Origin of the sequence: Streptomyces sp. NPDC050145 (genome assembly GCF_044460245.1) — a bacterium.
Taxonomy (GTDB): Bacteria; Actinomycetota; Actinomycetes; order Streptomycetales; family Streptomycetaceae; genus Streptomyces.
In genome coordinates this window covers 354942-381229 of the sequence record NZ_JBITJS010000004.1, presented here as the reverse complement: position 1 = coordinate 381229, position 26288 = coordinate 354942, and the positions used below count along the sequence as shown (strand labels likewise).

At 71.6% G+C, this 26288-nt stretch carries 25 protein-coding genes and 1 pseudogene; 15 read left to right on the top strand and 11 right to left on the bottom strand.

Going from position 1 to position 26288, the window contains the following annotated elements; genetic code table 11:
• Window positions 1-214 precede the first annotated feature (214 nt).
• From ACIBTU_RS11040 to ACIBTU_RS11025, 4 genes are all read left to right on the top strand, one after another.
• Window positions 215-415: a helix-turn-helix transcriptional regulator gene (locus ACIBTU_RS11040; RefSeq protein ID WP_399125702.1), complete on the top strand. Its 201-nt coding sequence runs from the start codon at window positions 215-217 to the stop codon at window positions 413-415.
• Window positions 416-506: 91 nt separating this feature from the next.
• A complete protein-coding gene (locus ACIBTU_RS11035; protein ID WP_399125701.1) occupies window positions 507-1451 on the top strand; it encodes a PrsW family intramembrane metalloprotease in 945 nt (314 codons plus the stop codon).
• 88 nt (window positions 1452-1539) lie between these two features.
• On the top strand, window positions 1540-1845 hold the full coding sequence (locus tag ACIBTU_RS11030; protein WP_399125700.1) for a heavy-metal-associated domain-containing protein: 306 nt from the start codon (window positions 1540-1542) through the stop codon (window positions 1843-1845).
• A 62-nt stretch (window positions 1846-1907) separates the two neighbouring features.
• Window positions 1908-4169: a heavy metal translocating P-type ATPase gene (locus ACIBTU_RS11025; RefSeq protein ID WP_399125699.1), complete on the top strand. Its 2262-nt coding sequence runs from the start codon at window positions 1908-1910 to the stop codon at window positions 4167-4169.
• A gap of 528 nt (window positions 4170-4697) precedes the next feature.
• Here ACIBTU_RS11025 and ACIBTU_RS11020 read toward each other — a convergent pair.
• The 6 genes from ACIBTU_RS11020 to ACIBTU_RS10995 form a co-directional block, all read right to left on the bottom strand.
• Window positions 4698-5987 carry a citrate synthase gene (locus ACIBTU_RS11020; protein ID WP_399125698.1) on the bottom strand — a complete coding sequence of 430 codons (1290 nt, stop codon included), beginning with the start codon at window positions 5985-5987 and terminating at the stop codon, window positions 4698-4700.
• A 197-nt stretch (window positions 5988-6184) separates the two neighbouring features.
• Window positions 6185-8443, bottom strand: coding sequence for an ATP-dependent RecD-like DNA helicase (locus ACIBTU_RS11015; RefSeq protein ID WP_399125697.1), 2259 nt, complete (start codon window positions 8441-8443; stop codon window positions 6185-6187).
• A gap of 46 nt (window positions 8444-8489) precedes the next feature.
• The gene (locus tag ACIBTU_RS11010; RefSeq protein ID WP_399125695.1) at window positions 8490-8954 is read right to left on the bottom strand and encodes a MaoC family dehydratase; all 465 of its coding nucleotides are present in this window, start codon (window positions 8952-8954) and stop codon (window positions 8490-8492) included.
• Window positions 8955-8967: 13 nt separating this feature from the next.
• Complete coding sequence (gene menE, locus ACIBTU_RS11005) at window positions 8968-10473, bottom strand: o-succinylbenzoate--CoA ligase (protein ID WP_399125694.1); 1506 nt, start codon at window positions 10471-10473, stop codon at window positions 8968-8970.
• Between the two features lie 52 nt (window positions 10474-10525).
• Window positions 10526-11416 (bottom strand): amidohydrolase family protein, encoded by an 891-nt coding sequence (locus tag ACIBTU_RS11000; RefSeq protein WP_399125693.1) that lies wholly within the window; start codon window positions 11414-11416, stop codon window positions 10526-10528.
• A gap of 1 nt (window position 11417) precedes the next feature.
• On the bottom strand, window positions 11418-12332 hold the full coding sequence (locus ACIBTU_RS10995; protein WP_399125692.1) for an SDR family NAD(P)-dependent oxidoreductase: 915 nt from the start codon (window positions 12330-12332) through the stop codon (window positions 11418-11420).
• Between the two features lie 171 nt (window positions 12333-12503).
• On the opposite strand from ACIBTU_RS10995, the gene ACIBTU_RS10990 reads away from it, so the two are divergent.
• From ACIBTU_RS10990 to ACIBTU_RS10970, 5 genes and pseudogenes are all read left to right on the top strand, one after another.
• Entirely contained in the window at window positions 12504-12929 is a 426-nt protein-coding gene (locus ACIBTU_RS10990; protein ID WP_399125691.1) for a MarR family winged helix-turn-helix transcriptional regulator, read from the top strand.
• A 120-nt stretch (window positions 12930-13049) separates the two neighbouring features.
• Window positions 13050-13259 (top strand): annotated as a pseudogene (locus ACIBTU_RS10985) (SCO4225 family membrane protein); the annotation flags it as partial.
• Window positions 13260-13424: 165 nt separating this feature from the next.
• Entirely contained in the window at window positions 13425-13634 is a 210-nt protein-coding gene (locus ACIBTU_RS10980) for a DUF4287 domain-containing protein (protein WP_399125803.1), read from the top strand.
• A 31-nt stretch (window positions 13635-13665) separates the two neighbouring features.
• Window positions 13666-13956, top strand: coding sequence for a hypothetical protein (locus ACIBTU_RS10975; RefSeq protein ID WP_399125690.1), 291 nt, complete (start codon window positions 13666-13668; stop codon window positions 13954-13956).
• Window positions 13957-13979: 23 nt separating this feature from the next.
• Entirely contained in the window at window positions 13980-14453 is a 474-nt protein-coding gene (locus ACIBTU_RS10970) for an NUDIX hydrolase (protein WP_399125689.1), read from the top strand.
• Between the two features lie 182 nt (window positions 14454-14635).
• On the opposite strand, the gene ACIBTU_RS10965 is transcribed toward ACIBTU_RS10970, so the two are convergent.
• On the bottom strand, window positions 14636-15211 hold the full coding sequence (locus tag ACIBTU_RS10965; protein ID WP_399125688.1) for a hypothetical protein: 576 nt from the start codon (window positions 15209-15211) through the stop codon (window positions 14636-14638).
• A 313-nt stretch (window positions 15212-15524) separates the two neighbouring features.
• Window positions 15525-16097: a hypothetical protein gene (locus tag ACIBTU_RS10960; RefSeq protein ID WP_188338834.1), complete on the bottom strand. Its 573-nt coding sequence runs from the start codon at window positions 16095-16097 to the stop codon at window positions 15525-15527.
• Window positions 16098-16414: 317 nt separating this feature from the next.
• Between ACIBTU_RS10960 and ACIBTU_RS10955 the strand changes: the two genes are divergently transcribed.
• The 6 genes from ACIBTU_RS10955 (at window position 16415) to ACIBTU_RS10930 (ending at window position 23028) form a co-directional block, all read left to right on the top strand.
• The gene (locus ACIBTU_RS10955; protein ID WP_399125687.1) at window positions 16415-17470 is read left to right on the top strand and encodes a LacI family DNA-binding transcriptional regulator; all 1056 of its coding nucleotides are present in this window, start codon (window positions 16415-16417) and stop codon (window positions 17468-17470) included.
• A complete protein-coding gene (locus ACIBTU_RS10950; RefSeq protein WP_399125686.1) occupies window positions 17467-19041 on the top strand; it encodes a sugar ABC transporter ATP-binding protein in 1575 nt (524 codons plus the stop codon). The genes ACIBTU_RS10955 and ACIBTU_RS10950 overlap by 4 nt, the downstream gene beginning before the upstream one ends.
• The gene (locus ACIBTU_RS10945) at window positions 19031-20983 is read left to right on the top strand and encodes a substrate-binding domain-containing protein (RefSeq protein ID WP_399125685.1); all 1953 of its coding nucleotides are present in this window, start codon (window positions 19031-19033) and stop codon (window positions 20981-20983) included. Before ACIBTU_RS10950 ends, ACIBTU_RS10945 begins: the two co-directional genes overlap by 11 nt.
• A 76-nt stretch (window positions 20984-21059) precedes the next feature.
• A complete protein-coding gene (locus tag ACIBTU_RS10940; protein WP_399125802.1) occupies window positions 21060-21959 on the top strand; it encodes a ribokinase in 900 nt (299 codons plus the stop codon).
• A complete protein-coding gene (gene rbsD / locus ACIBTU_RS10935; protein WP_399125684.1) occupies window positions 21956-22345 on the top strand; it encodes a D-ribose pyranase in 390 nt (129 codons plus the stop codon). Before ACIBTU_RS10940 ends, rbsD begins: the two co-directional genes overlap by 4 nt.
• A gap of 245 nt (window positions 22346-22590) precedes the next feature.
• The gene (locus ACIBTU_RS10930) at window positions 22591-23028 is read left to right on the top strand and encodes a DUF937 domain-containing protein (RefSeq protein WP_399125683.1); all 438 of its coding nucleotides are present in this window, start codon (window positions 22591-22593) and stop codon (window positions 23026-23028) included.
• Window positions 23029-23089: 61 nt separating this feature from the next.
• Here the strand turns inward: ACIBTU_RS10930 and ACIBTU_RS10925 are convergent, their stop codons facing one another.
• Genes ACIBTU_RS10925 through ACIBTU_RS10915 form a run of 3 tightly spaced genes read right to left on the bottom strand, consistent with a single transcriptional unit; the run spans window position 23090 to window position 26252 of the window.
• Window positions 23090-23944: a sugar phosphate isomerase/epimerase family protein gene (locus ACIBTU_RS10925; protein WP_399125682.1), complete on the bottom strand. Its 855-nt coding sequence runs from the start codon at window positions 23942-23944 to the stop codon at window positions 23090-23092.
• The gene (locus tag ACIBTU_RS10920) at window positions 23941-25098 is read right to left on the bottom strand and encodes a dihydrodipicolinate synthase family protein (protein ID WP_399125681.1); all 1158 of its coding nucleotides are present in this window, start codon (window positions 25096-25098) and stop codon (window positions 23941-23943) included. The genes ACIBTU_RS10925 and ACIBTU_RS10920 overlap by 4 nt, the downstream gene beginning before the upstream one ends.
• Window positions 25095-26252 (bottom strand): Gfo/Idh/MocA family protein, encoded by a 1158-nt coding sequence (locus ACIBTU_RS10915; protein ID WP_399125680.1) that lies wholly within the window; start codon window positions 26250-26252, stop codon window positions 25095-25097. The genes ACIBTU_RS10920 and ACIBTU_RS10915 overlap by 4 nt, the downstream gene beginning before the upstream one ends.
• Window positions 26253-26288 lie beyond the last annotated feature (36 nt).

The window sequence follows — 26288 nt, the reverse complement described above, 5'->3', positions numbered from 1 at the left end:
GACGGTTCATGCGGGCGCGGGGCGTCCTCTTTGCATCATTCGCGTCACAAACGCCCCCTTCGTGTCACACATGTCAGCCCTACGCGGGTTCTGCGTCACAGGCGTCACACAGGCCCTCCCTTCATCACGGGTCCCCTCGTTCACCGGGGACAGGGTGGGTGATCGTCGGCGGACACCCCCGCGCCGCCGCGTCGCCCGTCAGGGAGGAGCCACCATGAGCGACCACCGGCTCTGGTCGTACAAGGACATCGCCGCGCACATCCGGGTGCAGCCCGACACCGTCCGCTCGTACCGCAAACACGGACTGCTGCCGCCGCCCGACCATGTCGAGGGCGGCAAGCCCTACTGGTACGCCGACACCGTGCGGGCCTGGGTGGCCGCCCGCCCGAGGAACCGGGGCCGCTCCCTGGACTGAACGCCGCTGCGCCGGGCCGCCGTTCTGCGGCCCGGCGCACCCCTGCATAGGATTCGGGCAAATCACCCCATCCGGTGCGAGGGAGCCCGTCGTGACTCACCCCCAGCCCCCGGGATCCCCCCAGGCCCGCATCCCGCGGCAGCCACCCCCGCCGGGCCCTCAGGTCCGGGCGGGACTGTGGAGGCGCTGCCTGTGGGGCGGCCTGACCCTGTGGGTGCTGACCGCACTGGTCACGTACGCCACGAAGAACACCACGCTGCTCCCCACCCTCATCCTGCTCGGCAGCTTCCTCGTCCCGGCGGTCTTCGTCCTGTGGGCGTACGAGCGGCACGGCCGGGATCTCGGCGTGCACCTGATCCTGGGCTGCTTCCTGGTGGGCGGGGTCCTCGGCGTCCTGGGCGCGTCGGTCATGGAGTACTACCTGCTGCACCCCTCCCTCTGGATCTTCCTGGGCGTCGGCCTGATCGAGGAGGCGGTCAAGCTCCTCGCCCTCATGTACGTACTGCACCAGCACCCGCACATCCGGGGCCTGCGCGCGGGTCTCGTCCTGGGCGCGACGGTCGGCTTCGGCTTCGCGGCGTTCGAGAGCGCGGGATACGCGTTCAACGCGGCGGTCACCATGAAGGGCATCGACCTGCGCTCCCTCCTGGAGACGGAGGTGCTGCGCGGCCTGCTCGCCCCGTTCGGGCACGGGCTGTGGACGGCGATCGCCGGCGCCGCGCTGCTCGCCTTCCGCCGCCCGAGCGGCCGCTACCGCTTCGCCGCGCCCGTCGTCGCGACGTACCTCGGCGTGTCCCTGCTGCACGCGTTGTGGGACTCGATGCACGGGATCGCCCTCTGGCTCGTCGCCCGCGTCACGGGCACCGGCCTGGACCGCACGCTCTTCGCGGAGGGCTACCTGCCCGATCCCACCGCCACGCAGGAGCATCTCTTCACGCTCTTCTCGATCGGCGGCCTGGCCGCGGTCTCGCTCCTCGGCATCGGCTGGGCGCGTTCGCTCGCGCGCCGCGATCCCTCTTGGAGAAATACCCCCTAGGGGTATAGAGTCGGAGACGTCAGGAGGCGCCGGGGACATCCCGGCCCCCTTCCGACGCACACCCACGAGGCATTCCGAGGAGAACGACATGAGCGCCCAGACCGAGCTCCCCCAGATCGACTCCGAGACGTCCGGTTCCTGCTGCGGCGGAGCGTGCCACACGGACGCCTCGGCCCCCGCCGCCGAGGGCGCCGTCACCACCGTCTACCAGGTCAAGGGCATGACCTGCGGTCACTGCGAGGGCGCGGTCTCCAGTGAGATCTCCGAGATCGCCGGCGTCGCCTCCGTCACCGCGGTCGCCGCCACCGGCCAGGTGACCGTGGTCTCCGCGGCCCCGCTCGACGAGGCGGCCGTCCGCGCCGCCGTCGACGAGGCGGGCTACGAGCTGGTCTGACCGCTCACCACTTCGGGGGCCGGGGACATCCCCGGCCCCCGCGCCGTACGCTCGACAGCACCATGACGGACGTACCACCTCTCGACGCACCACCGCCGCTCACGGAGATCGGCCTCTCCATCGGCGGCATGACCTGCGCCTCCTGCTCCTCGCGCATCGAGCGCAAGCTCAACCGCATCGAGGGCGTCACCGCGACGGTCAACCTCGCGACCGAACGCGCGAAGATCTCCTACGCCCCCGAGGTCACCCCGGACCAGCTGATCGCCACGATCACCGGACTGGGCTACACGGCGACCCCGGAGATTCAGGAGACCCAGGAGATCCAGGGGGCTCAGGAGACCCACGGCGAGGTGACCTCCGAAGGCGCGGCGGACGACGCCGGGGCCCGGCCGCCCGCGGGGCGGGGCTCCCGTGCCGGTGACCTCCGGCGCCGCCTGATCACGGCCGCCGTCCTGACCGCCCCGGTGATCGCGCTCTCCATGATCCCGGCCCTCCGGTTCCCGGGCTGGGACTGGCCGGCCCTGATCCTGGCGACCCCCGTCGTCCTGGGCTGCGGCGCGGACTTCTACCGGGCCGCCTGGGCGAACGCCCGGCACGGCGCGGCCACGATGGACACCCTGGTGTCGCTCGGTGTCCTCGCCGCGTACGGCTGGTCCCTGTGGGCCCTGGCCTCCGGCACCTCGCACACGTACCTGGAAGTCGCCGCGGGCGTCGTCACCTTCATCCTCCTGGGCCGCTATCTGGAGGCCCGCGCCAAGCGGAGCGCGGGCGCCGCCCTGCGCAGCCTGCTCGAACTCGGCGCGAAGGACGTCGCCCTGATCGCCCCGGACGGCACCGAGACCCGCGTCCCCGCGCAGCGCCTGCGCCCCGGCGACCGGTTCGTCGTACGGCCCGGCGAGAAGATCGCGACGGACGGCACGGTCGTCGAGGGGCACTCGGCCGTCGACGCCTCCCTGCTCACAGGCGAGTCCGTGCCGATCGACGTGACCGTCGGCGACGCCGTCACCGGCGCCACGGTCAACGCGGGCGGCCGCATCGTCGTCGAGGCCACCCGGGTCGGCGCCGACACCCAGCTGGCCCGTATGGCGTGGCTCGTCGAGGACGCGCAGACCGGCAAGGCGAAGGTGCAGCGGCTCGCGGACCGGATCTCGGCGGTGTTCGTGCCCGCCGTGCTGGTCATCGCGCTCGGCACCCTGCTCGTACGGCTTCTCGTGACGGACGATGTCACCGGCGCGTTCACCGCGGCCGTCGCCGTACTGATCATCGCCTGTCCCTGCGCCCTGGGTCTCGCCACGCCGACCGCGCTCATGGTCGGTACGGGGCGCGGAGCCCAGCTCGGCATCCTGATCAAGGGGCCGGAGGCGCTGGAGTCGACGCGCACGGTCGACACGGTCGTCCTGGACAAGACCGGAACGGTCACCACCGGCCGGATGACGCTCGACGCCGTGCACACCGCCGAGGGTGTCGACGAGAAAGAGCTGCTGCGGTTCGCCGGGGCCGTGGAGCACGCCTCCGAGCATCCCGTCGGGCGCGCGGTCGCCGCCGGGGCCGCGGACCGCGCGGGCGAACTGCCGCGGGTCACGGGCTTCGCGAACGTGCCGGGGCTCGGCGTGCGCGGCACCGTCGAGGGGCACGCGGTGCTCGTCGGCCGCGAGGGGCTGCTCGCCGAAGCCGGGATCGCGGCGCCGGCCGCGCTCACCGAGGCACTGGATGCCGCGCGGGCGACGGGCGGCACGGCGGTCGTCGTCGCCTGGGACGGTGCGGCCCGCGGCGTGCTCGGTGTCACCGACGCGGTCAAGGAGACCAGCGCGGAGGCCGTCGAGCGGCTGCGTGCACTCGGGCTCACGCCGATGCTGCTGACCGGCGACGGCCGGGCCGCCGCCGAGTCCGTGGCCCGCGCCGTGGGCATCGCGCCGCAGGACGTGATCGCGGAGGTGCTGCCGCAGGACAAGGTCGCGGTGATCGAGCGGCTGCGGGCCGAGGGCCGTACGGTCGCGATGGTCGGCGACGGGGTCAACGACGCGGCCGCGCTGGCCACGGCGGATCTGGGGCTCGCGATGGGCACCGGGACGGACGCGGCGATCGAGGCCGGCGATCTGACGCTGGTCCGCGGCGATCTGCGGGTCGCGGCCGACGCGATCCGGCTCTCCCGCCGCACCCTCACCACGATCAAGGGCAACCTGTGCTGGGCCTTCGGCTACAACGTGGCCGCGCTGCCGCTGGCCGCCGCGGGGCTGCTCGACCCGATGATCGCCGGGGCGGCCATGGCCTGCTCGTCGGTTTTCGTGGTGACCAACAGCCTGCGACTGCGCCGATTCGGCTGACCGGGGCCCGATCCGTCAGTTCTGTCCCACACAGTCTGGACCTGCACACAATCCACACGGCACAATTGCAGCACCCTCACACTGGGGCTCGGGTTCGCATATCGGGTCCCTTGTGAACGCACGGGACAAATGCAAGAGACGTAGATCACATCGATCCCAACGTAACCCTTTGCAGGTCTCGTGAGTCTAAGGAGGCGATGCAGAAACGTCTTGGGGGGCGTTTCCGTATCGAGCGGGTTTGTCTTGGGGGACGAACCCGACTGCGTTGGCCGGGGCACGCGCACCGGGGAGCTTGAGCGGCCCACCCGTGCGTGCGTGTTCCCGGCAGCCGACGCGGACACCTGGACGCCCGGCCGGATCCCGTGGGGGGAATCCGCACCGGGACATGGAAAGCGCCCCGACTGCCGGCCCGTGGGGGGACCGACAGCGGGGCGCTTTCTGCTACCCGGGGCGCGAACGCGACGGAACGCGAAAGGCCGGCCGCCACGCCCAACGGCGAGACGAACCGGCCCCAGCTACAGCTCGGAATCAGCGCTGCTCGACGGGAATGAAGTCCCGCTCGACCACACCGGTGTAGATCTGGCGCGGACGGCCGATGCGCGACCCCGGCTCCTTGATCATCTCGTGCCACTGGGCGATCCAGCCCGGCAGCCGGCCGAGGGCGAACAGGACCGTGAACATCTCGGTCGGGAAGCCCATGGCCCGGTAGATCAGACCCGTGTAGAAGTCCACGTTCGGGTAGAGGTTGCGCGAGACGAAGTAGTCGTCGGAGAGCGCGTGCTCCTCCAGCTTGAGCGCGATGTCGAGCAGCGCGTCATCCTTGCCGAGGGCGGACAGCACGTCGTGCGCCGCGGCCTTGATGATCTTGGCGCGCGGGTCGAAGGACTTGTACACCCGGTGGCCGAAGCCCATCAGGCGGACGCCCTCTTCCTTGTTCTTCACCTTGCGGATGAAGGAGTCGACGTCGCCGCCGTTGGCCTGGATGCCCTCGAGCATCTCCAGGACCGACTGGTTGGCGCCGCCGTGCAGCGGACCCCACAGGGCGGAGATGCCCGCGGAGATCGACGCGAACATGTTGGCCTGCGAGGAGCCGACCAGGCGCACGGTGGACGTCGAACAGTTCTGCTCGTGGTCCGCGTGCAGGATCAGCAGCTTGTCCAGCGCCGAGACGACGACCGGGTCGAGGTCGTACTCCTGCGCGGGCACGGAGAACGTCATGCGCAGGAAGTTCTCGACGTAGCCGAGGTCGTTGCGCGGGTAGACGAACGGGTGGCCGACGGACTTCTTGTACGCGTAGGCCGCGATCGTCGGAAGCTTGGCGAGCAGGCGGACCGTCGAGAGGTGGCGCTGCTTCTCGTCGAAGGGGTTGTGGCTGTCCTGGTAGAACGTGGACAGCGCGGACACCACGGACGACAGCATGGCCATCGGGTGGGCGTCGCGCGGGAAGCCCTTGTAGAAGTTCTTGACGTCCTCGTGCAGCAGGGTGTGCTGCGTGATCTCGCTCTTGAAGGTCGCGAGCTCGTCGACGGTCGGAAGCTCGCCGTTGATCAGCAGGTACGCCACCTCGAGGAAGGTGGAGCGCTCGGCCAGCTGCTCGATCGGGTAGCCGCGGTAGCGCAGGATGCCCTGCTCGCCGTCCAGGTAGGTGATCGCGGATTTATAGGCGGCCGTGTTGCCGTATCCGCTGTCGAGGGTCACCAGTCCTGTCTGGGCCCGGAGCTTCCCGATGTCGAAGCCCTTGTCGCCGACGGTGCTGTCGATCACCGGGTAGGTGTACTCGCCATCGCCGTACCGCAGTACTACAGAGTTGTCGCTCACGTCATCCCTCACCGACGTAGTGCCTCTTCTTCGAGGTGCCCTGACTGCCTCTACCATCCCCCACTTGGCCCACCGGAGTGCACTCGGGGTCGACCATTGGGCCTAATGGCGGCACTGGGTGCCACCAACCTTCTCATCCTGCCCCCTTCGCCCCGGTTCCGGAAGGGGGCTGTGACCTTCCCGACGAATTTGATCGATCAAACTCTTTGAAGGTTCCCGCCCGAGAGCCGGAAATCCAACGCTGTGTACCGCTTTCCGGCAGAAACCGTGCGTACCGCCTGCCCGAGTGCCTTGCGCGACCCGACGAGCACGACCAGCCTCTTCGCGCGGGTCACCGCCGTGTAGAGGAGATTGCGCTGGAGCATCATCCATGCCCCGGTCGTGACCGGAATCACCACACACGGATACTCACTTCCCTGCGAACGGTGGATCGTCACGGCGTAGGCGTGCGCGAGTTCGTCGAGTTCGTCGAAGTCGTAGGGCACCTCCTCGTCCTCGTCGGTCAGGACGGTGAGGCGCTGCTCGTCCGCGTCGAGGGAGGTGACGACGCCGACCGTGCCGTTGAACACGCCGTTCGCCCCCTTCTCGTAGTTGTTCCTGATCTGGGTGACCTTGTCGCCCACCCGGAAGACGCGGCCGCCGAACCGCTTCTCGGGGAGCTCGGGGCGGCCCGGGGTGATCGCCTGCTGGAGCAGTCCGTTCAGCGTGCCCGCGCCGGCCGGGCCGCGGTGCATGGGGGCGAGGACCTGCACGTCGCGGCGCGGGTCGAGGCCGAACTTCGCCGGGATCCGGCGCGCCGCGACGTCCACCGTCAGCCGCCCGGCCTCCTCGGTGTCCTCCTCGACGAAGAGGAAGAAGTCCTTCAGGCCCTGGGTGAGCGGGGGCGTGCCCGCGTTGATCCGGTGGGCGTTCATGACCACGCCGGACTCCTGGGCCTGGCGGAACACCTGGGTCAGCCGGACGGCCGGCACCGGGCCGCCGTCGGCGAGCAGATCGCGCAGCACCTCGCCCGCGCCGACGCTCGGCAGCTGGTCCACGTCCCCCACGAACAGCAGATGAGCGCCGGGCGGGACGGCTTTCACCAGCTTGTTCGCCAGCAGCAGGTCGAGCATGGAGGCCTCGTCGACGACGACCAGGTCCGCGTCGAGCGGCCGGTCCTTGTCGTACGCGGCGTCGCCGCCGGGCTTCAGCTCAAGGAGCCGGTGCACGGTGGAGGCCTCGGCTCCGGTCAGTTCGGCGAGGCGCTTCGCGGCCCGTCCGGTCGGGGCGGCGAGCAGCACCTTGGCCTTCTTGGCGCGGGCCAGCTCGACGACGGACCGTACGGTGAAGGACTTGCCGCAGCCGGGGCCGCCGGTCAGCACGGCGACCTTCTGGGTCAGCGCGAGCCGCACCGCCTCCTGCTGCTCGGGCGCGAGGGTGGCCCCGGTCCGCTGCCCGAGCCAGGCCAGCGCCTTGTCCCAGACCACGTCACGGAACGCGGGCATCCGGTCCTCACCGGTCCGCAGCAGGCGCTGGACCTGGGCGGACAGCGACAGCTCGGCGCGGTGGAACGGGACGAGGTAGACGGCCGTGACCGGCTGCCCGCCCTCCCCCGGCACCCGCTCCCGAACGACGCCCGGCTCCTCGCCGCTCTCCTCGTCGGGCTCGGCGAGGGCGGCGAGGCACTCGATGACGAGGCCGGTGTCGACCTGGAGCAGCTTCACCGCGTCGGCGATCAGCCGCTCCTCGGGCAGGAAGCAGTGGCCCTGGTCGGTGGACTGCGACAGCGCGTACTGGAGTCCCGCCTTGACCCGCTCGGGGCTGTCGTGCGGGATGCCGACGGACTGGGCGATGCGGTCGGCGGTGAGGAAGCCGATGCCCCAGACGTCGGAGGCGAGCCGGTACGGCTGGTTCTTCACGACGCCGATCGAGGCGTCGCCGTACTTCTTGTAGATCCGCACGGCGATCGACGTGGACACCTCGACCGACTGGAGGAAGACCATCACTTCCTTGATGGCCTTCTGCTCCTCCCAGGCGTCGGCGATCTTCTTGGTGCGCTTGGGGCCGAGGCCCGGCACCTCGATCAGCCGCTTGGGGTCCTGCTCGATGATGTCGAGGGTGTCGAGCCCGAAGTGCTGGGTGATCCGGTCGGCGAAGACCGGCCCGATGCCCTTGACCAGGCCCGAGCCGAGATAGCGGCGGATGCCCTGGATGGTGGCGGGCAGGATCGTCGTGTAGTTCTCCACATGGAACTGCTTGCCGTACTGGGGATGCGAGCCCCAACGGCCCTCCATCCGCAGAGACTCGCCGGCCTGCGCGCCGAGCAGCGCCCCGACCACGGTCAGCAGATCGCCGCCGCCCCGGCCCGTGTCCACGCGCGCGACGGTGTACCCGGTCTCCTCGCTGGCGAACGTGATCCGCTCGAGCACGCCTTCCAGCACCGCCAGGGTGCGCGCCGCCGACACTTGGTTGGACATGCGTCGACGGTAGCGGGCGGCGCTGACAACGGTGCGGGGTCCTGCCTCAGGCGTAGTGGCGGTAGATGGCCTGGGCCGCGCAGGCGGGCTTGTCGGAGCCCTCGATCTCGAGGGTGAAGGCGAGCCGCATCTCGACGCCGTTGCCCCGGACCTCCTCGACGGACTCGACCGCGCCGTGCAGACGGATCTTGGCGCCGACCTTCACCGGGCTGGGGAAACGGACCTTGTCCAGGCCGTAGTTGATGCTCATCGAGGTGCCCTGGATGTCGAGCAGTTGGCCGAACAGCGGGATGATCAGGGACAGCGTGAGGTAGCCGTGGGCGATCGGGCCGCCGAAGGGGCCGTTCGCGGCGCGCTCCGGGTCGGTGTGGATCCACTGGTGGTCGCCGGTGGCGTCGGCGAAGGTGTCGACCCGGTCCTGGGCGATCTCCAGCCAGTCGGTGCGGCCCAGGTCGGCGCCGGCCAGCGCCTTGATCTCGTCGAGGCCGGTGGCGGTGCGCAGGGCGGTCATGGTGGTGCTCCTGTCAGTTGTCGGTGCTTTCGGTGACGGGCGTCGTGCCGAAGACTTCGCGGATGCGGGGCTTGAGCAGCTTCCCGGCGCCGCTGCGCGGCAGGGCGTCGGCGAAGACGAGCGACTTCGGGATCTTGTAGCGGGCGAGCCGGCCGTCCAGGGACGCGAGGATGTCGGCGGCGCTCGCGTCGGCGCCGGGCGCGCGGACCACGACGGCGCGCGGCACCTCGCCCCACCGGGTGTCCGGTACGCCGATGACGGCGCAGTCGGCGACGGCGGGATGGTCGTGCAGGACGTTCTCGATCTCGGCCGGGTAGACGTTCTCCCCGCCGGAGATGATCATGTCCTTGGCGCGGTCGACGAGCGTGACGTAGCCGTCCTCGTCGGTACGGGCGATGTCTCCGCTGTGGAACCAGCCCGCCCCCAGTACGGCCGCGGTGGCCTCGGGCCGGTTCCAGTACCCCTTCATCACGTTCGGTCCCTCGACGAGCAGTTCGCCGTACGCGGCGTCGGCGCCGGACGGGTCGACGAGGCGGACGTCGCTGAAGAAGTGCGGCACGCCCGTGCTGCCGGCCTTCTCCACCGCGTGCTCGGCGTCGAGCAGGCAGACGCCGGGCGAGGCCTCGGTCATGCCGTAGCCCTGGATGAATTCGATGCCCCGTTCCTGGTACGCGCGGATCAGGGCCACCGGCACCGGGGCGCCGCCGCACAGCAGCATCCGCAGCGAGGACAGGTCGGTGGCGGTGAACCGCGGTGCGGCGGCGACCTGTTGGAACATCGCGGGGACGCCGAACATCACGGTGACCCGGTGCCGCTCGACCAAGTCGAGGGTGCGGTCCGGGGCGAAGGTCTCCTCCAGGACGAGGGTGCCGCCCTTGAGGAGGGTCGGCAGGCACGTCATGTTGAGGGCGCCGGTGTGGAACAGCGGGGCGGAGAGCAGCGCGACGTCGGTCCCGGCGAAGTCGCTGTCGACCAGGGTGTTGACGCAGTTCCAGGTCAGGTTGCCGTGGGTCAGTACGGCGCCCTTGGCCCGGCCGGTCGTGCCCGAGGTGTACATGATGAGCGCGGCGTCCTCGTGGGTCACCGGCATGTCGAGCGGTTCGAGGGCGATCCCCGCGAGGTCCCGCTCCAGGTCCGGGCCTACGGCGACGGTCCGGGGCACGCCGCACCCCTCGGCGAACTCCGCGAAGTCGCCGGTGTGGACCAGGACCTCGGCCCCGCAGTCGTCGAGGCAGTGGTTCAGCTCGGGTGCGGCGAGGCGGGTGTTGAGCGGGACGAACAGCGCGCCGAGCCGCGCGGCGGCGAACAGGGTCTCCAGGAAGGCCGGGTGGTTCGGGCCCAGGTAGGCGACCCGGTCGCCGGGGCGGATGCCCAGGCGGCGCAGGTGCAGCGCGAAGCGGGTGGCACGGTCGTGGAGCTCGGCGTAGCTGGTCTCGCGGTCGCCGAAGACGACCGCGGTGCGCTCCGGAGAACTGCGGGCGCGGCGGGCGGTCCAGGAACCGATGCCGTGGTCACGCATGACGGGCCCTGCCTTTCGGACTGCTGGTGGATGCGGACTGCTGGTGGGTGGGTCAGGCCTGGTCGAGGCCGAGGACACGCAGCGCGTTCTCCTTGAGTATCAGCGGCCTGACCTCGGGCTTGATGTCGAGCTCGGCGAAGTCGGCGAGCCACCGGTCGGCGGTGATGACCGGGTGGTCGGACCCGAACAGCACCTTCTTCTTGAGCAGCGTGTTGGCGTACCGGACGAGCTGCGGCGGGAAGTACTTCGGGGACCAGCCGGACAGGTCGATGTACACGTTCGGCTTGTGCGTGGCCACCGCCAGCGCCTCGTCCTGCCAGGGGAACGAGGGGTGCGCCAGGATGATCCGCAGCCCGGGGAAGTCGGCGGCCACGTCGTCGACGAGCATCGGGTTCGAGTGCTTGAGCCGGATGCCGCCGCCGCCCGGGACGCCCGCGCCGATCCCGGTCTGGCCGGTGTGGAACAGGGCGGGGACGCCCAGCTCCTCGATGGCCTCGTACAGCGGGTAGGCGAGCCGGTCGTCGGGCGAGAAGCCCTGGAGGCTGGGGTGGAACTTGAACCCCCGCACCCCGTACTCCTCGACCAGCCGCCGCGCCTGCCGCACCGCCGCCCGGCCCCGCCAGGGGTCGAGGGAGGCGAACGGGATGAGGACGTCGGCGTGTTCGGCGCAGTCCTCGGCGATCTCCTCGTTCGGGATCGGCGGGTGGCCCAGGGCGTGCTCGGCGTCGACGGTGAAGACGACGGCCGCCATGTTCCGCTGCCGGTAGTGCTCGGCGGTCTCGGCGATGGTCGGCATCCGGTGGCCGTGCGCGGCGAAGTACTTCTCCGAGGCTGCCATCAGCTCGGGGCTGAGGGACGGGTGACCCGTCCGGGACACCTCGGCGTGGGTGTGCACGTCGATGGCGGTCAGCCGGGCCGGGTCGAGGCGGGGCGCGGGGGCCATGTCAGGCACCGGCCGGGGGGCGCGGGGCGGGGATGCCGAAGGTCTCGGGCTCGGCGCCGACACCGGCGGCCCAGGAGGCGGCGATGTCGTCGGCGCTCCAGCCGCCGTCCTGGAAGGCGTGCGCCTTCTCCTGCGGGTGGGCCCACAGGGCGAGGCGGTCGCCGCCGAGGCCGATGGCCTGGCCGGTGACTCCGGCGGAGGCGTCGGAGGCGAGGTAGGTGACGAGGCCGGTGACGTCGTCGACGGTGCCGAGGCCCTCGTCCCGGCGCATCCAGCGGGGCAGCGGTTCGCCGGTGCGCTCGGCCTCCTCGATGGCCGGGGCGAACGCGGGGATCGTCCGGGTCATCTCGGTGGCGGCGACGGGGATCACGGCGTTCACCGTGATGTCCGCGCGGGCCAGTTCCATGGCCCAGGTGCGGGCCATGGCGACGATGCCGGCCTTGGCCGCCGCGTAGTTGGTCTGGCCGAAGTTGCCGCGCTGTCCCGCGGGCGAGCCGACCAGGACGATCCGGCCGCCCTCGCCCTGCTCGCGCATCCGTACGGCGGCGGCGCGGGCGCAGGTGAAGGTGCCGCGCAGATGGACGCGGACCACGTCGTCGAAGTCGTCGTCGCTCATCTTCCAGAGGACCTTGTCGCGCAGGATGCCCGCGTTGGTGACCAGGACGTCGAGCCGGCCGAAGTGCTCGACGGCGGCGGCGATCAGCGCCTCGGCGCTCTCCGTGGACCCGACGGCCGCGGTGACGCCGACGGCCTTGCCTCCGGCGGCCTCCACGGTCCGCACCGCGTCGGCGACGGCCTGCTCGTCGACGTCGTTCACCACGACGGACGCCCCTGCGGCGCCGAGCGCACGGGCGTAGGCGAGCCCCAGCCCGCGTCCGCTGCCCGTGACGACGGCGACCTTGCCGCTCAGTTCCATGCGTGATCCCTCTTCTCCATGCCGGCCCCGCTTCGCTCTCCATCGACAGGATTCCTGGCGATGCGAGCCAGTCTCACGATCATCAGGATTCCTGTCAATGGGGTAGGGTCGGCCCATCGGTCCGCCCGCGGTGGCGGCCCCGCGCCAGGGCAGCAGCGATCCGGAGGTGCCATGCCCGAGAAGCCGTCCCCGTCCCTGCTCTACCTCGTCAAACGGGCCGAACTCGTGGTGCGCGCCCGCCTGGAGGAGGTCCTGAAGCCGGCCGGTGTCACGGCCCTGCAGTACACGGCGCTCACCGTCCTGGAGGTCCACGACGGTCTGACCGCGGCGCAGCTGGCCCGGGACTCCTTTGTCACCGCCCAGTCCATGGCCGACATGGTCCGCACGCTGGAGGGCCGCGGTTATGTGGCCCGGCACCCCAATCCGGCCAACCGCCGCGAGCTCCTCATCACCCTCACCCCGGCGGGCGGGGAGCTCCTGTCCGCGTACGCGGAGGCAGTGCGCGGCGTGGAGGACCGCATGACGGCCGGCCTGACCACGACGCAGGCCGACCAGTTGCGCGAGGCGCTGGACCATGCGTGGCGGCAGCTCAAGTAAGGGTTCCGGTCAAGTAAGGGTTTCGGCGCGGAGGTTGAGTACGCGTACTCACGCTCCCGCGCGGCGCCGGTCCGAGCATGGACGCGTCCGGTTCCATCGCCGCACGCCCAGGGGGCTTCCATGTCCGTCCACCCGCTCGTCCGCAGAACGTTCGCCAACCCGCTCTCGGCGGCCTATCTCGGCCTCGTCGGATCGGCCGTCGCCTTCGAGGTGATCGCCGCGACGGTCTCCGACCCGGGGATCGTCGGAGTGTGGCCCTTCCTCTTCACGGCCCCGACATCCCTCGGCGCGGCCGGCGTCGTCGGAGCGGTGTGGGGCATCGACGCGCCCTACTGGCTCCTGGGAGCCGGCGTGGCCGCCGGCGCCCTGCTCCAGTCCTTCGCCCTGGGGCACGGCCCTGGAGATCTTCCGCGGACGCCGCCGATGACTTTCCCGGACGGCCAGGGTCATACAGCTGACCGTGACCCGCCGCAACACGCTGCACCGAGGAGCGCCATGACCACCACCAAGGGCCCCGCCAGTTACTTCCCGTCGATCGAGAAGAAGTACGGCCAGCCGATATCCCACTGGCAGGACCTCATCGACGCCTCCCCGCTCACCCGCCACATGGAGCTGGTGAACTGGCTGAAGTCCGAACACGGCCTCGGCCACGGACACGCGAACGCGCTGGTCGCCCATACGCTGACCCAGGCCGGCCAGGACTGACCCGAACCACCGCGTGACCGCCAGGAGACCCATGAGCGCCGACACCGCCCGCCGCTCGACCGGCCCGTACACCGCGCTGTGCTTCTGGACCGGGGTGATCAGCCTGGGGCTGGAAGCGCTCGGCGTCGTCGGCACCCTCTACCTGCCCCCGGTCGCCCTGCCCGCCCTGCTGGGCCCGATCGGCGGCGGCATCGCGATCGCGTACGGGGTGGTGGGCTGCGCCAAGGAGGCCGCGAACTCCCGGTGTGTCATCGGCCTGACGACCGGCACCCTCGCCTTCCTGGCCCCGGTCGCGCTCCTGTTCGCCGTCGCTTCTCCGTAGGATCCGGTGGGAGGTTCGGACGCATGAATTTCCGGCTGGCGGCGTACGCCGTGTGCATCGAGGACGGGCGCGTGCTGCTCGCCCGTCACGTGCCGCGCGAGGGCGAGAGCACGTGGACCCTTCCGGGAGGCAAGGTCGAGCACGCGGAGGATCCGTTCGACGCGGTGATCCGGGAGGTCGCCGAAGAGACCGGCTGCGACGCGGTGGTCGAACGCCTCCTGGGCGTGGACTCGCGGGTGATCCCGGCGGCCGAGCGTGCCGTCCCCGGCGGAGCGGACCATCAGAACGTCGGCGTCTTCTACGGGGTACGCATCACCGGCGGCCAGCTGCGACCGGAGCCGGACGGTGACATCGCCGAGTCGGTCTGGACCCCGATCCCCGACGTCGCCCACCTGCGCCGCTCATCACTGGTCGACACCGGCCTGGCCCTGGCCCAAACACTCCCCCCGACCGGCCACGTAGCCACGATCCCGACCGGCGGCCTCCTCCAACACTGAGCCCGTCCGGGGGGCGCGGGCCTGTCTCCGCTCAGCAACTCCGCCGCGGGGCCTGGCCATCGGCCGCGGCCCAGCCCCGATGAATCGCGCACCACGGCCAGGCGGTGCCGATCTCTTCTCGGCACTGGGCCGGACTCCGCCTCACAACCCTCATGCTCCGGCTCCGCAAACCTGCCCGATGATCATGGCCAGCGGACTGCGCTCAGCCCGTTACCGAGATCCGTCACCTCTGCTTCAGACAGAACAGCCGGCACGGCGCTGAGCCGCTCCGTCCGAAACTGCACTTGGTCCGGACGCGGGCCCATCGGCAGTCGGCCGTACAGAACCAGCGCGTCATCGTCCTCGTCCGCCGTTTCGCCGCCCACATCGACGAGCAGTGCGACGGTCTTGTCCAGCTCTCGTCGGATCAGTCGTTGAACAGCGTCGGTGGCTTGCTCGCGCTCGTTCTCGGTCAACCCGCCGAGCTCGAAGGTGAGGACTTGGGTGTCCGGCGCCACGTACCTGACATCGCACACCACGTCCGTGTCGGCCGACAGCCAGAACTGCAGGCAGAGCGGGCCGACCGACAGGCCGACAAGCTCGTGGATGCGCCCGACAGGCAGCCTCACCTGTTCCCCCGCGACGTCCAGAAGCATCCCGCAGCCCAGCTTCGGGTGCTCGACGGTCAGCCCGGACTGCGCCAAGTGGTCGGTGACCGAGCGGAACTCGGACTCATCCATCCTGCACTCGCGGTACCAGGACAGGTAGGTCTTCAACACCGCTGACACTCCTGGTCGTCGTGACCCGACACGGAGGAGGCCTGGCACCCCATGACGCCGGCCGCCCTCCATCAGGAAGCATCCGGCATTCCGAGCCCACGGGTGATCATTCATCCGACAGGACTTGGGCGGGGGCGACTGAAGGGGCACCCGGCGCTGGGGCTGTGCCCAAGGCCAGGTGCCGGGCCGACGTCCCCGGAGGGGGCGGGTGGGTGGGAGAAGGGGGCGGGCCATAGGCCAGGGCAACCGGAACACGTGCGTGCCCAGGGCTGAGGCCCGGTAGAGAAAGCGCGCCGCACCAGAGGCGCCGGGGCTAAATACCCCCCATGGGCTCCGGGTCCACCCGAAGCGGCGTCCCCCACACCCGTACGACCTCGTAGTCCGTGAACTCGTGGACCAGCCGGTACGCCATCGCCGCGTCCGGGCGGCGGCGCTGGGCCGCCAGGTAGAGGTCCGCCTCGCGGCGGTCGTGGCGCGGGGTGCCGCACAGCTGCCAGACCTGGCCGGTCCACATCTCCGGGATCCAGCGCTGCTGGGGCTGCGGCCGCTCCTCGCGGGTGCCGTAGCGGGACACGACCGGCTGCTGGTCGGCACGGGCCGGGGCCGGCCCGCCGCCGTACTCCGCGCGGCGGGCCTGCCGCCGCCGCGTCTCGCAGAGCAGGCACAGGTCGGGCGCCGACTCGTCGACCGCCCCGTACGGGTGCTGGGCGCAGCGGGTCGTGGGCGCGGAGCCGGAGACCGTGTCGTCGAGCAGCTCCAGGGCGCGCTTCACATCGCCCCGCACCTCGTGGAGCTTGGCGTCCGAGGCCTCCGCGGTGAGGGTCTCGCCGTGCTCGCCCAGGACCCGCAGGGCGCGGCCGAGTGCGGTGAGCTGCGCGTGGTTCACGGTCGGCTCGCTCCTTCTGCGTCATCCATCAGATCCGCCCTCCACGATCGCACGCCGCACCGACAACACCCCCGCACCCTCGCGTCCGGGCCCGAGCCGTCCCACCTCGGCCCATCCCTCGGCCCACCCCTGGCCGCCCCTCAGCCCACCCCCCCCCATCCCGGCACCCCCCACATCACGATCCGGTCACGACAACCGGAACACCCCTTGCCAACAGCCCGTGTAATCGATTCCAATCCCTCATGTAATCGATTCCATGCACATGTGCGCCCACCACACCGCACATGAGCCCCGCAGCCACAAGGAGGTGGCCCGCGATGGCGAGCATCAAGGACGTCGCGGCCGCGGCCGGAGTCTCCGTCGCCACGGTCTCCCGCGTCCTGAACAGCCACCCGTCGGTCAGCCCGGACGCCAGGACGCGCGTGCTGGCCGCCGTGGAGTCGCTCGGCTACCGGCCCAACGCCGTGGCCCGCTCCCTGCGCACCGACCAGACCCGCACCCTCGGCCTGGTCATCAGCGACGTGCTGAACCCGTACTTCACCGAGCTGGCCCGCTCCGTGGAGGAGGAAGCCCGCGCCCTCGGCTACAGCGTGATCATCGGGAACGCCGACGAACGCCCCGACCTCCAGGACCACCACGTCCAGAACCTGCTGGACCGCCGCGTCGACGGCCTCCTCGTCTCCCCCACCGACGGCGGCTCCCCGCTGATGCTGGCCGCGGCCCGCGGCGGGACCCCGATGGTCTTCGTCGACCGCTGGATCCCGGGCGTGGACGTGCCGGTGGTGCGCTCCGACGGCCGCGCCGCCATCCGCGACCTGGTGGCCCATCTGCACGGCCTCGGCCACCGCCGCCTCGCGATCATCGCGGGCCCCGCCGCCACGACCACCGGCAGCGAGCGCATCGCCGCCTTCCGCGAGGCCCTCGCCCCGTACGACATCGAACTGCCCGACGCCTACACCGGGCAGGGCGACTTCCAGGCCGACAGCGGGCGCCGGGTGACGGAAGGGTTCCTCGACCTGGCCGAGCCGCCGGAGGTCGTGTTCGCCGCCGACAACCTGATGGCCCTCGGCGCGCTCGACGCGATCCGCGCGCGCGGGCTGCGCGTCCCGGACGACATCGCGCTCGCCGCGTTCGACGACATCCCCTGGTTCGTGCACACCGCGCCGCCGGTCACGGCGATCGCCCAGCCGACCAAGGAGCTGGGCCGGGCCGCCGTCCGCGCCCTGATCGACCGCATCGAGGGCCGGTCCCCGGAGTCGGTGACGCTGCCCGCCCACCTCGTCGTACGGGAGTCCTGCGGCGAATCCCCCCGGTCTCCCCGGTCCCCCCAGTCCCCCCACCCGCCGACCTCGATGGAGAGGAGCCCCAGGTGAACGAGCCCCCGGTGAACACGGAGAACAGTCCGGAGCGCAGTCCGGACGAGTTGCTGCGTATCGAGGGAATCCGCAAGACGTTCCCCGGCGTCGTCGCGCTCGACAGCGTCGACTTCGATCTGCGCCGCGGCGAGGTGCACGTCCTGCTCGGCGAGAACGGAGCCGGCAAGAGCACGCTGATCAAGATGCTCTCCGGCGCCTACACGCCGGACGCCGGCCGGATCACCGTGGGCGGCGAACAGGTCCGCGTCCACGGGGCGCAGGACGCCGAGAAGCTGGGCATCGCCACGATCTACCAGGAGTTCAACCTCGTCCCCGACCTGACGGTCGCCGAGAACATCTTCCTGGGCCGCCAGCCGCGCCGCTTCGGGATCATCGACCGCAAGAAGATGGAGCGCGACGCCGAGGCGCTCCTCGCGCGCGTGGGCGTGAACGTGTCGCCCCGCGCGCGCGTCCGCGAACTGGGCATCGCCCGCCTCCAGATGGTGGAGATCGCGAAGGCCCTCAGCCTCGACGCCCGCGTCCTGATCATGGACGAGCCGACGGCCGTGCTGACCTCCGAGGAGGTCGAGAAGCTGTTCACGATCGTGCGGGCGCTGCGCGAGGACGGCGTCGGGATCGTCTTCATCACGCACCACCTGGAGGAGATCGCCGCGCTCGGCGACCGCGTCACCGTCATCCGCGACGGCCGCAGCGTCGGCCAGGTCCCGGCGTCGACACCCGAGGACGAGCTGGTCCGGCTCATGGTGGGCCGCTCGATCGAGCAGCAGTACCCGCGGGAGCGGCCCGACACCGGCGGCGCGCTCCTGAAGGTGGAGGGGCTGACCCGGGACGGCGTCTTCCACGACGTGAGCTTCGAGGTGCGGGCCGGTGAGGTCGTCGGCATCGCCGGGCTCGTCGGCGCCGGGCGCACCGAGGTGGTCCGGGCCGTGTTCGGCGCGGACCCGTACGACGGCGGCTCGGTGGAGGTGGCCGGGTCCCGGCTGCCGCGCCACGACGTGAACGCGGCGATGGCCGCGGGCGTCGGCCTCGTCCCCGAGGACCGCAAGGGCCAGGGGCTCGTGCTCGACCAGTCGGTGGCGGAGAACCTCGGGCTCGTCACGCTGCGGTCCGCCTCGCGCGGCGGCTTCGTCGACCTCAAGGGGCAGCACACCGCCGCCGAGCGGATCGCCGGTCAGCTGGGTGTGCGGATGGCCGGGCTCGGCCAGCACGTGCGCACCCTGTCGGGCGGCAACCAGCAGAAGGTCGTCATCGGCAAGTGGCTGCTCGCCGACATCAGGGTGCTGATCCTCGACGAGCCGACCCGCGGCATCGACGTGGGCGCCAAGGTCGAGATCTACCAGCTGATCAACGAACTGACCGCCGCCGGGCACGCCGTGCTCATGATCTCCAGCGATCTGCCCGAGGTGCTCGGCATGAGCGACCGCGTGCTCGTGATGGCGCAGGGCCGCATCGCCGGTGAACTCGCCGCCGAAGACGCCACGCAGGACTCCGTGATGGCGCTCGCCGTCAGCACCCCGCACAGCTTCGATGACACCACCCTCGAGGAGGAGGGCACCCGTGACCACTGAAACGCTCAAGAAGAACCAGGGCTCGGCGACGAGCGGCGGGGGCCTGCTGCGGCTGCTCCTCGACAACGGCGCGCTGACCGCGCTCGTCGTCCTGGTCGTCGTGATGTCGCTGCTCTCCGGCGACTTCCTGACCACCACGAACCTGCTGAACGTCGGCGTCCAGGCCGCCGTCACCGCGATCCTCGCCTTCGGCGTCACCTTCGTCATCGTCTCGGCGGGCATCGACCTGTCGGTCGGTTCGGTCGCCGCGCTGTCCGCGACCGTCCTCGCCTGGGCGGCGACGAACGAGGGCGTCCCGGTGCCGATAGCGGTGCTCCTCGCCGTCGTCACCGGCCTGGCCTGCGGTTTCGTCAACGGCGCGCTCATCGCGTACGGGAAGCTGCCGCCGTTCATCGCGACGCTCGCGATGCTGTCGGTGGGCCGCGGTCTGTCGCTGGTGATCTCGCAGGGCTCCCCGATCCCGTTCCCGGACTCGGTCTCGCGGCTCGGTGACACGCTGGGCGGCTGGCTGCCCGTACCGGTCATCGTGATGGTCGTCGTCGGCATCGTCACCGCGGTCGTGCTCGGCCGCACCTTCATCGGCCGCTCGATGTACGCGATCGGCGGCAACGAGGAGGCGGCACGCCTCTCCGGGCTGCGCGTGAAGCGGCAGAAGCTCGTCATCTACGGCCTGTCCGGACTGTTCGCGGCCGTCGCCGGCATCGTCCTCGCCTCCCGGCTGTCCTCCGCGCAGCCGCAGGCCGCGCAGGGGTACGAGCTGGACGCGATCGCCGCCGTCGTCATCGGCGGCGCCTCGCTCGCCGGTGGTGTGGGCAAGGCGTCGGGCACGTTCATCGGCGCGCTGATCCTCGCGGTGCTGCGCAACGGCCTCAACCTCCTGTCGGTGTCCGCGTTCTGGCAGCAGGTCGTCATCGGTGTCGTCATCGCGCTGGCCGTCCTGCTCGACACGGTGCGCCGCAAGGCGGGCGCGACCCCGACCGCGGCCGGCACCGGCGCGGGCGGGCCGCGGCAGAAGATGCAGTACGTGATCGCGGCCGTCGTCGCGGCGGCGATCGTCGGCGGGCTCGCGCTGTGGAACAACGGCACGTCGTCCGGCGGCAAGAAGGACCTGCGGATCGGCATGGCCGTCTCCACGCTCAACAACCCGTTCTTCACGGAGATGCGGGCGGGCGCGCAGGCCGAGGCCAAGAAGCAGGGCGTGAAGCTGACCGTCACGGACGCGCAGAACGACGCCTCGCAGCAGGCCAACCAGCTGCAGAACTTCGCGAGCGGCGGCATGAGCGCGGTCATCGTGAACCCGGTCGACTCCGACGCGGTCGGCCCGGCCGTGCGCGGCGCCGACAAGGCGGACATCCCCGTCGTCGCCGCCGACCGAGGCGTGAACAAGGCGAAGACCGCGACGCTCGTCGCCTCCGACAACGTCGCGGGCGGCAAGCAGGCCGCGAAGGCGCTCGCCGACAAGCTCGGCGGCAAGGGCGAGATCGTCGTCCTCCAGGGCCAGGCCGGTACCTCCGCGAGCCGTGAGCGCGGCGCCGGATTCGCCGCGGGCATCAAGGAGTTCCCCGGTATCAAGGTCGTCGCGAAGCAGCCCGCGGACTTCGACCGCACCAAGGGCCTGGACGTCATGACGAACCTGCTCCAGTCGCACCCCGACATCGACGGCGTCTTCGCCGAGAACGACGAGATGGCGCTCGGCGCGGTCAAGGCGCTCGGTGCGAAGGCCGGAAAGTCCGTCGACGTCGTCGGCTTCGACGGCACCCCGGACGGCTTCAAGGCGGTCCAGGCGGGCACGCTGTACGCGTCGGTCGCCCAGCAGCCGCGCGAACTCGGCAAGATGGCGGTCCAGAACGCGATCAAGGCGGCGCAGGACGACAAGATCCCGTCCGCGGTGAAGGTCCCGGTGAAGGTCGTGACGTCGAAGAACGTCGCCTCCTTCAAGTGACAGCCTTCAAGCGCCGGCATTCAAGTGACGGCCTTCAAGTGACAGCCTTCACGTGACACGCCAGAAAGGGCTCAGCATGAACGCGTACGACCTCCTCGTCGTCGGCTCGGCCAACGCGGACCTCGTGGTCGGCGTCGAGCGGCGCCCCGGCGCCGGGGAGACCGTCCTCGGTTCCGACCTGGTCGTCCACCCGGGCGGCAAGGGCGCCAACCAGGCGGTCGCCGCGGCGAAGCTGGGCGCGCGCACGGCGCTGCTCGCGCGCGTCGGGGACGACGGGCACGGGCGGCTGCTGCGGGAGTCGATGGAGTCGGCGGGCGTGGACACGTCCGGCGTACTGGTCGGCGGGGCGCCCACCGGCGTCGCGCTGATCACCGTCGACCCCTCCGGCGACAACTCGATCGTGGTGTCGCCGGGTGCGAACGGGCGCCTGACGCCGGACGACGTACGGGCGGCCCGCGAGCTGTTCGCCGCCGCGCCCGTCGTGTCGACGCTGCTCGAGATCCCGCTCGACACGGTCGCCGAGGTCGCGCGGTCGCTGGCCGACGGGGCCCGCCTCGTCCTGAACCCGTCGCCGCCGGCGCCGCTGCCGGGCGAGGTCCTCGCGGTGTGCGACCCGCTGATCGTCAACGAGCACGAGGCCGCCGTCATCCTCGGTACGGAGCCGGGGGCGACGCCCGAGGAGTGGGCGACGGCGCTGCTCGCGCTCGGGCCGCGCTCGGTCGTCGTGACGCTGGGCTCCGAGGGCGCGCTGGTCGCGGACGCGTCGGGCGCGCGGCGGGTGGCGTCGGTGAAGGTCGAGGCGGTCGACACGACGGGCGCCGGTGACGCGTTCACGGCGGCGCTCGCGTGGCGGCTCGGCACCGGTGCCTCGCTCGCGGACGCGGCGGCCTACGCGGCGCGGGTCGGCGCGGCGGCCGTCACGAAGGAGGGCGCGCAGGCCTCGTACCCGACGGCGGACGAGGTGGCCTCCCTGTGAAGAGGGCCGGAATACTCAACCGCCATCTCGCGGGCGCCCTGGCCGAGCTCGGGCACGGGGACGGGGTTCTGGTGTGCGACGTCGGGATGCCGCTGCCGGAGGGACCGCGGATCGTCGATCTCGCGTTCCGCGCCGGGGTGCCGTCGTTCGCCGAGGTGCTCGACGGGCTGCTCGAGGAGCTGGTGGTGGAGTCGGGCACGGCGGCGCACGAGGTGCGCTCCGCGAACCCGGCGGCGGCCGAGCTGCTCCGCGAGCGGGTCCGGCCTCTGGCCTACGTCTCCCACGAGGAGCTGAAGGGGCTTTCGGCGGGCGCGCGGCTCATCGTGCGGACCGGGGAGGCGCGGCCGTACGCGAACGTGCTGCTGCGCTGCGGCGTCTTCTTCTGAGGCCCTGTGTGAGCGCTGAGGGGCCCGGTCCGCGGACCGGGCCCCTCGGGCTCTCCCCTCCCCCATGCCGGACTTTCCTGGAAGTCCCCCCCGGGTCCCCCTCCAAAAGTTCCGACGCACGCTAGACCCGCCGTCGGGGCGGATGGTTGTGCTCCGGGTACGGATTTCTTTGGCGGAGTTCTTTCAAACCTGTACCGCGCCCGCTCCGGGTGCCGACATGCCGGGGCGACCGTAGCGTTTGCGGCATGACCGAAGAATCGGGTGAGAAGCCGCTGGCCAGGGACGTCCTCGACGAGCTCGGCGACGATCGGCTGCAGGAGCTCGCGGGCCTGCTCGGCACGGACGCGTCGGGCGCGCACAAGGTCGTGGACGACACGGTGTCGGCGCTCTCCGGCGGCCTGCGGGAGCGGGCCGGGGAGGGTCCGGACGGGGCGGCTGAGGTGCAGGAGGCGCTCGCGGAGACCGAGCAGCCGCCGCTGCAAGGAGCCTTCACGCTCGGCGGGCTCGGCGGTCTCGCCTCGGGCGGCCTGCTGGCCGGGCTGCTCTCGAAGCTGAGCCGACCGGTGGCCGGCGCGATCTCCAAGAAGACGGGCCTGCCCGTGGCGAACGTGACCCGGGGCATCGAGCTCCTGATCCCGGTGATCCTCACGGTCCTGACGAAGCGGGCCGCCCGCAAGCGCTGAGGCGGGCTGGCGGGATAGCGGGACGGTGGGCGGCGCGGTCGGCCCCCGCACCGCCCTCCCCCTAGCGCCCTTCCGCCACCGCCCCGAAGCGGGACACCGTCTCCCTCAGGACGGACCGGCCCTCCCGCTCCCACAAGCCGTCGTTGAAGAGCTCCACCTCCACCGGTCCCGAGTAGCCGGCCTCCTCGACGTACCGCCACCACAGCCCCAGGTCCACGGCCCCGTCCCCGAGCTGCCCCCGCCCGTTCAGGACGCCGGCCGGCAACGGGGTCACCCAGTCCGCGAGCTGGAAACTCGCGATGCGGCCCGCCGCCCCCGCCCGTGCGATCTGCGCGGGCGCCGCGTCGTCCCACCACACGTGGTACGTGTCGACACACACCCCCACCTGCTCCGCGGGAAACCGTTCCGCGAGGTCGAGCGCCTGCCCGAGCGTGGAGACGACGCACCGGTCGGAGGCGAACATCGGGTGGAGCGGTTCGATGGCGAGCCGCACCCCGCGCTCACCGGCGTACGGCGCCAGCTCGGCGATCCCGTCGGCGATCCGCTCCCGCGCGGCCACGAGGTCGTAGGACCCCGCGGGCAGCCCGCCCGAAACCAGGACCAGGACATCGGTGCCGAGGACGGCGGCCTCGTCGACGGCCCGCTTGTTGTCGTCGACGGCGGCCCGCCGCTCCGCCGCGTCGATCGCGGTGAGGAAGCCGCCCCGGCAGTGCGTGGAGACGCTCAGACCGGCGTCGCGCAGCAGCCGGGCCGCCTTCTCGACCCCGTACGCCTGCACGGGCTCGCGCCACGTGCCGACGTGCCGCACCCCCGACTCGACGCAGGCGTCGACGAGTTCGGGCAGCCCGAGCTGCTTGACGGTCATCTGGTTGAGGGAGAAGAGGGGGTGGGCGACAGGGGCCCCGGGCGCGGTCATCGGGTCACTCCGTACAGGGCGAGCAGCTGCTTCATCCGGGCCTCGGCGAGCCCCGGGTCGGGGAACAGGCCGAGCCCGTCCGCGAGTTCGTACGCCTTCGCGAAGTGCGGGAGCGAGCGGGCGGACTGGAGCCCGCCGACCATCGCGAAGTGGTCCTGGTGCCCGGCGAGCCAGGCGAGGAACACGACACCGGTCTTGTAGAAGCGGGTCGGCGCCTGGAAGAGGTGCCGCGACAGTTCGACCGTCGGGTCGAGGAGCGCGCGGAACCCGTCCGTGTCCCCGCGGTCCAGCACCCGTACGGCGTGCGCGGCGAGCGGCCCGAGCGGGTCGAAGATGCCGAGCAGCGCGTGGCTGAAGCCGCGCGCGTCGCCGGCGATCAGCTCGGGGTAGTTGAAGTCGTCGCCGGTGTAGCAGCGCACGCCCTGGGGGAGTCTGCGGCGCAGTTCGATCTCGCGCCGCGCGTCGAGCAGCGAGACCTTGATGCCGTCGACCTTGTCCGGGTGCGCGGCGATGACCTCGAGGAACGTCTCGGTGGCGGCGTCGAGGTCGGCGGAGCCCCAGTACCCGTCGAGCGCGGGGTCGAACATGGGGCCGAGCCAGTGCAGGACGACCGGTTCGGCGGCCTGGCGCAGCAGGTGTCCGTAGACGTCGAGGTAGTCCTCGGGGCCGCGGGCGACGGCGGCGAGCGCCCTGGACGCCATGAGGATCGCCTGCGCGCCCGTCCCCTCCACGAGCGCGAGCTGCTCCTCGTACGCGGCCCTGACCTCGGCCAGGTCCTTCGGTACGGCGGTGAGCTGGTCGGTGCCGACGCCGCAGGCGATGCGGCCGCCGACGGCCTGAGCCTCGGCGGCGGACCGCTTGATCAGTTCGGCGGCGCCCGCCCAGTCCAGGCCCATGCCGCGCTGCGCGGTGTCCATGGCCTCGGCGACGCCGAGCCCGTGGGACCACAGGTGGCGGCGGAAGGCGAGGGTGGCGTCCCAGTCGACGGCGGCGGGCCCGTCGGGGCTGGTGTCGGCGAACGGGTCGGCGACGACGTGCGCCGCCGAGAAGACGACGCGGGAGGCGAGCGGGGCGCCGGTGTCGAGGGCGAGCGGGGTGGTGCGCGGCTCGTAGGCGCGCAACTCCCCCACGCTGTTGGGCAGATGGATCGTCACAGCGTGATCTCCGGTACGTCGACGCGGCGGCCCTCGGCGGAGGCCTTCAGGCCCAGCTCGGCGAGCTGCACGCCGCGGGCACCGGCCAGCAGGTCCCAACGGTAGGGCGCGTCGGCGTAGACGTGCCGGAGGAAGAGCTCCCACTGCGCCTTGAAGCCGTTGTCGAACTCCTGGTTGTCCGGGACCTCCTGCCACTGGTCGCGGAAGGAGTACGTGGCCGGGATGTCCGGGTTCCACACGGGCTTCGGGGTGGAACTGCGGTGCTGTGCCCGGCAGTTGCGCAGGCCCGCGACGGCCGAACCCTCCGTCCCGTCGACCTGGAACTCCACGAGTTCGTCGCGGTTGACGCGCACCGCCCAGGAGGAGTTGATCTGCGCGATCGCGCCGCCGTCGAGCTCGAAGATGCCGTAGGCGGCGTCGTCGGCGGTGGCGTCGTAGGGCTTGCCGTTCTCGTCCCAGCGCTGCGGGACATGGGTGGCGGTGAGCGCCTGCACGGAGGTGACGCGGCCGAACAACTCGTGCAGCACGTACTCCCAGTGCGGGAACATGTCGACGACGATGCCGCCGCCGTCCTCGGAGCGGTAGTTCCAGCTGGGGCGCTGGGCCTCCTGCCAGTCGCCCTCGAAGACCCAGTAGCCGAACTCGCCGCGCACGGACAGGATCTTGCCGAAGAAGCCGCCGTCGATGAGCCGCTTCAGCTTGAGCAGGCCCGGCAGGAAGATCTTGTCCTGGACGACGCCGGACTTCACGCCCGCGTCCTGGGCGAGCCGGGCCAGTTCGAGCGCGCCCCCGAGGCCGGTCGCGGTCGGCTTCTCGGTGTAGACGTGCTTGCCGGCGGCGATCGCCTTCTTGAGGACCTCCTCGCGGCCGGAGGTCATCGCGGCGTCGAAGAAGATGTCGACGCTGTCGTCGGCGAGGACGGCGTCCACGTCGGTGGAGATGTTCGCCTCGTCGAGGCCGTGCTTCTCGGCGAGCGCCTTGAGGGCGTACTCGCGGCGGCCGAGGAGCACGGGCTCGGGCCACAGCACCGTGCCGTCGCCGAGGTCGAGCCCGCCCTGCTCGCGCAGCGCGAGGATCGAACGGACGAGGTGCTGGCGGTAGCCCATGCGCCCCGTCACCCCGTTCATGGCGATGCGCACCGTCTTGCGTGTCACGTGAGTCCCTCCGTCGGACCTGCGGCGCCGCGGCGA

Coding starts and splice junctions, on each gene's coding strand:
- ACIBTU_RS10990 (WP_399125691.1), top strand. CDS start 12,504: ATGCCCGAGAAGCCGTCCCCGTCCCTGCTCTACCTCGTCAAACGGGCC.
- ACIBTU_RS10940 (WP_399125802.1), top strand. CDS start 21,060: ATGAACGCGTACGACCTCCTCGTCGTCGGCTCGGCCAACGCGGACCTC.
- ACIBTU_RS11000 (WP_399125693.1), bottom strand. CDS start 11,416: ATGGCCCCCGCGCCCCGCCTCGACCCGGCCCGGCTGACCGCCATCGAC.
- ACIBTU_RS10970 (WP_399125689.1), top strand. CDS start 13,980: ATGAATTTCCGGCTGGCGGCGTACGCCGTGTGCATCGAGGACGGGCGC.
- ACIBTU_RS10955 (WP_399125687.1), top strand. CDS start 16,415: ATGGCGAGCATCAAGGACGTCGCGGCCGCGGCCGGAGTCTCCGTCGCC.
- ACIBTU_RS10995 (WP_399125692.1), bottom strand. CDS start 12,332: ATGGAACTGAGCGGCAAGGTCGCCGTCGTCACGGGCAGCGGACGCGGG.
- ACIBTU_RS11040 (WP_399125702.1), top strand. CDS start 215: ATGAGCGACCACCGGCTCTGGTCGTACAAGGACATCGCCGCGCACATC.
- ACIBTU_RS11030 (WP_399125700.1), top strand. CDS start 1,540: ATGAGCGCCCAGACCGAGCTCCCCCAGATCGACTCCGAGACGTCCGGT.
- menE (WP_399125694.1), bottom strand. CDS start 10,473: ATGCGTGACCACGGCATCGGTTCCTGGACCGCCCGCCGCGCCCGCAGT.
- ACIBTU_RS10930 (WP_399125683.1), top strand. CDS start 22,591: ATGACCGAAGAATCGGGTGAGAAGCCGCTGGCCAGGGACGTCCTCGAC.
- ACIBTU_RS11025 (WP_399125699.1), top strand. CDS start 1,908: ATGACGGACGTACCACCTCTCGACGCACCACCGCCGCTCACGGAGATC.
- ACIBTU_RS10925 (WP_399125682.1), bottom strand. CDS start 23,944: ATGACCGCGCCCGGGGCCCCTGTCGCCCACCCCCTCTTCTCCCTCAAC.
- ACIBTU_RS10980 (WP_399125803.1), top strand. CDS start 13,425: ATGACCACCACCAAGGGCCCCGCCAGTTACTTCCCGTCGATCGAGAAG.
- ACIBTU_RS11010 (WP_399125695.1), bottom strand. CDS start 8,954: ATGACCGCCCTGCGCACCGCCACCGGCCTCGACGAGATCAAGGCGCTG.
- ACIBTU_RS11015 (WP_399125697.1), bottom strand. CDS start 8,443: ATGTCCAACCAAGTGTCGGCGGCGCGCACCCTGGCGGTGCTGGAAGGC.
- ACIBTU_RS10975 (WP_399125690.1), top strand. CDS start 13,666: ATGAGCGCCGACACCGCCCGCCGCTCGACCGGCCCGTACACCGCGCTG.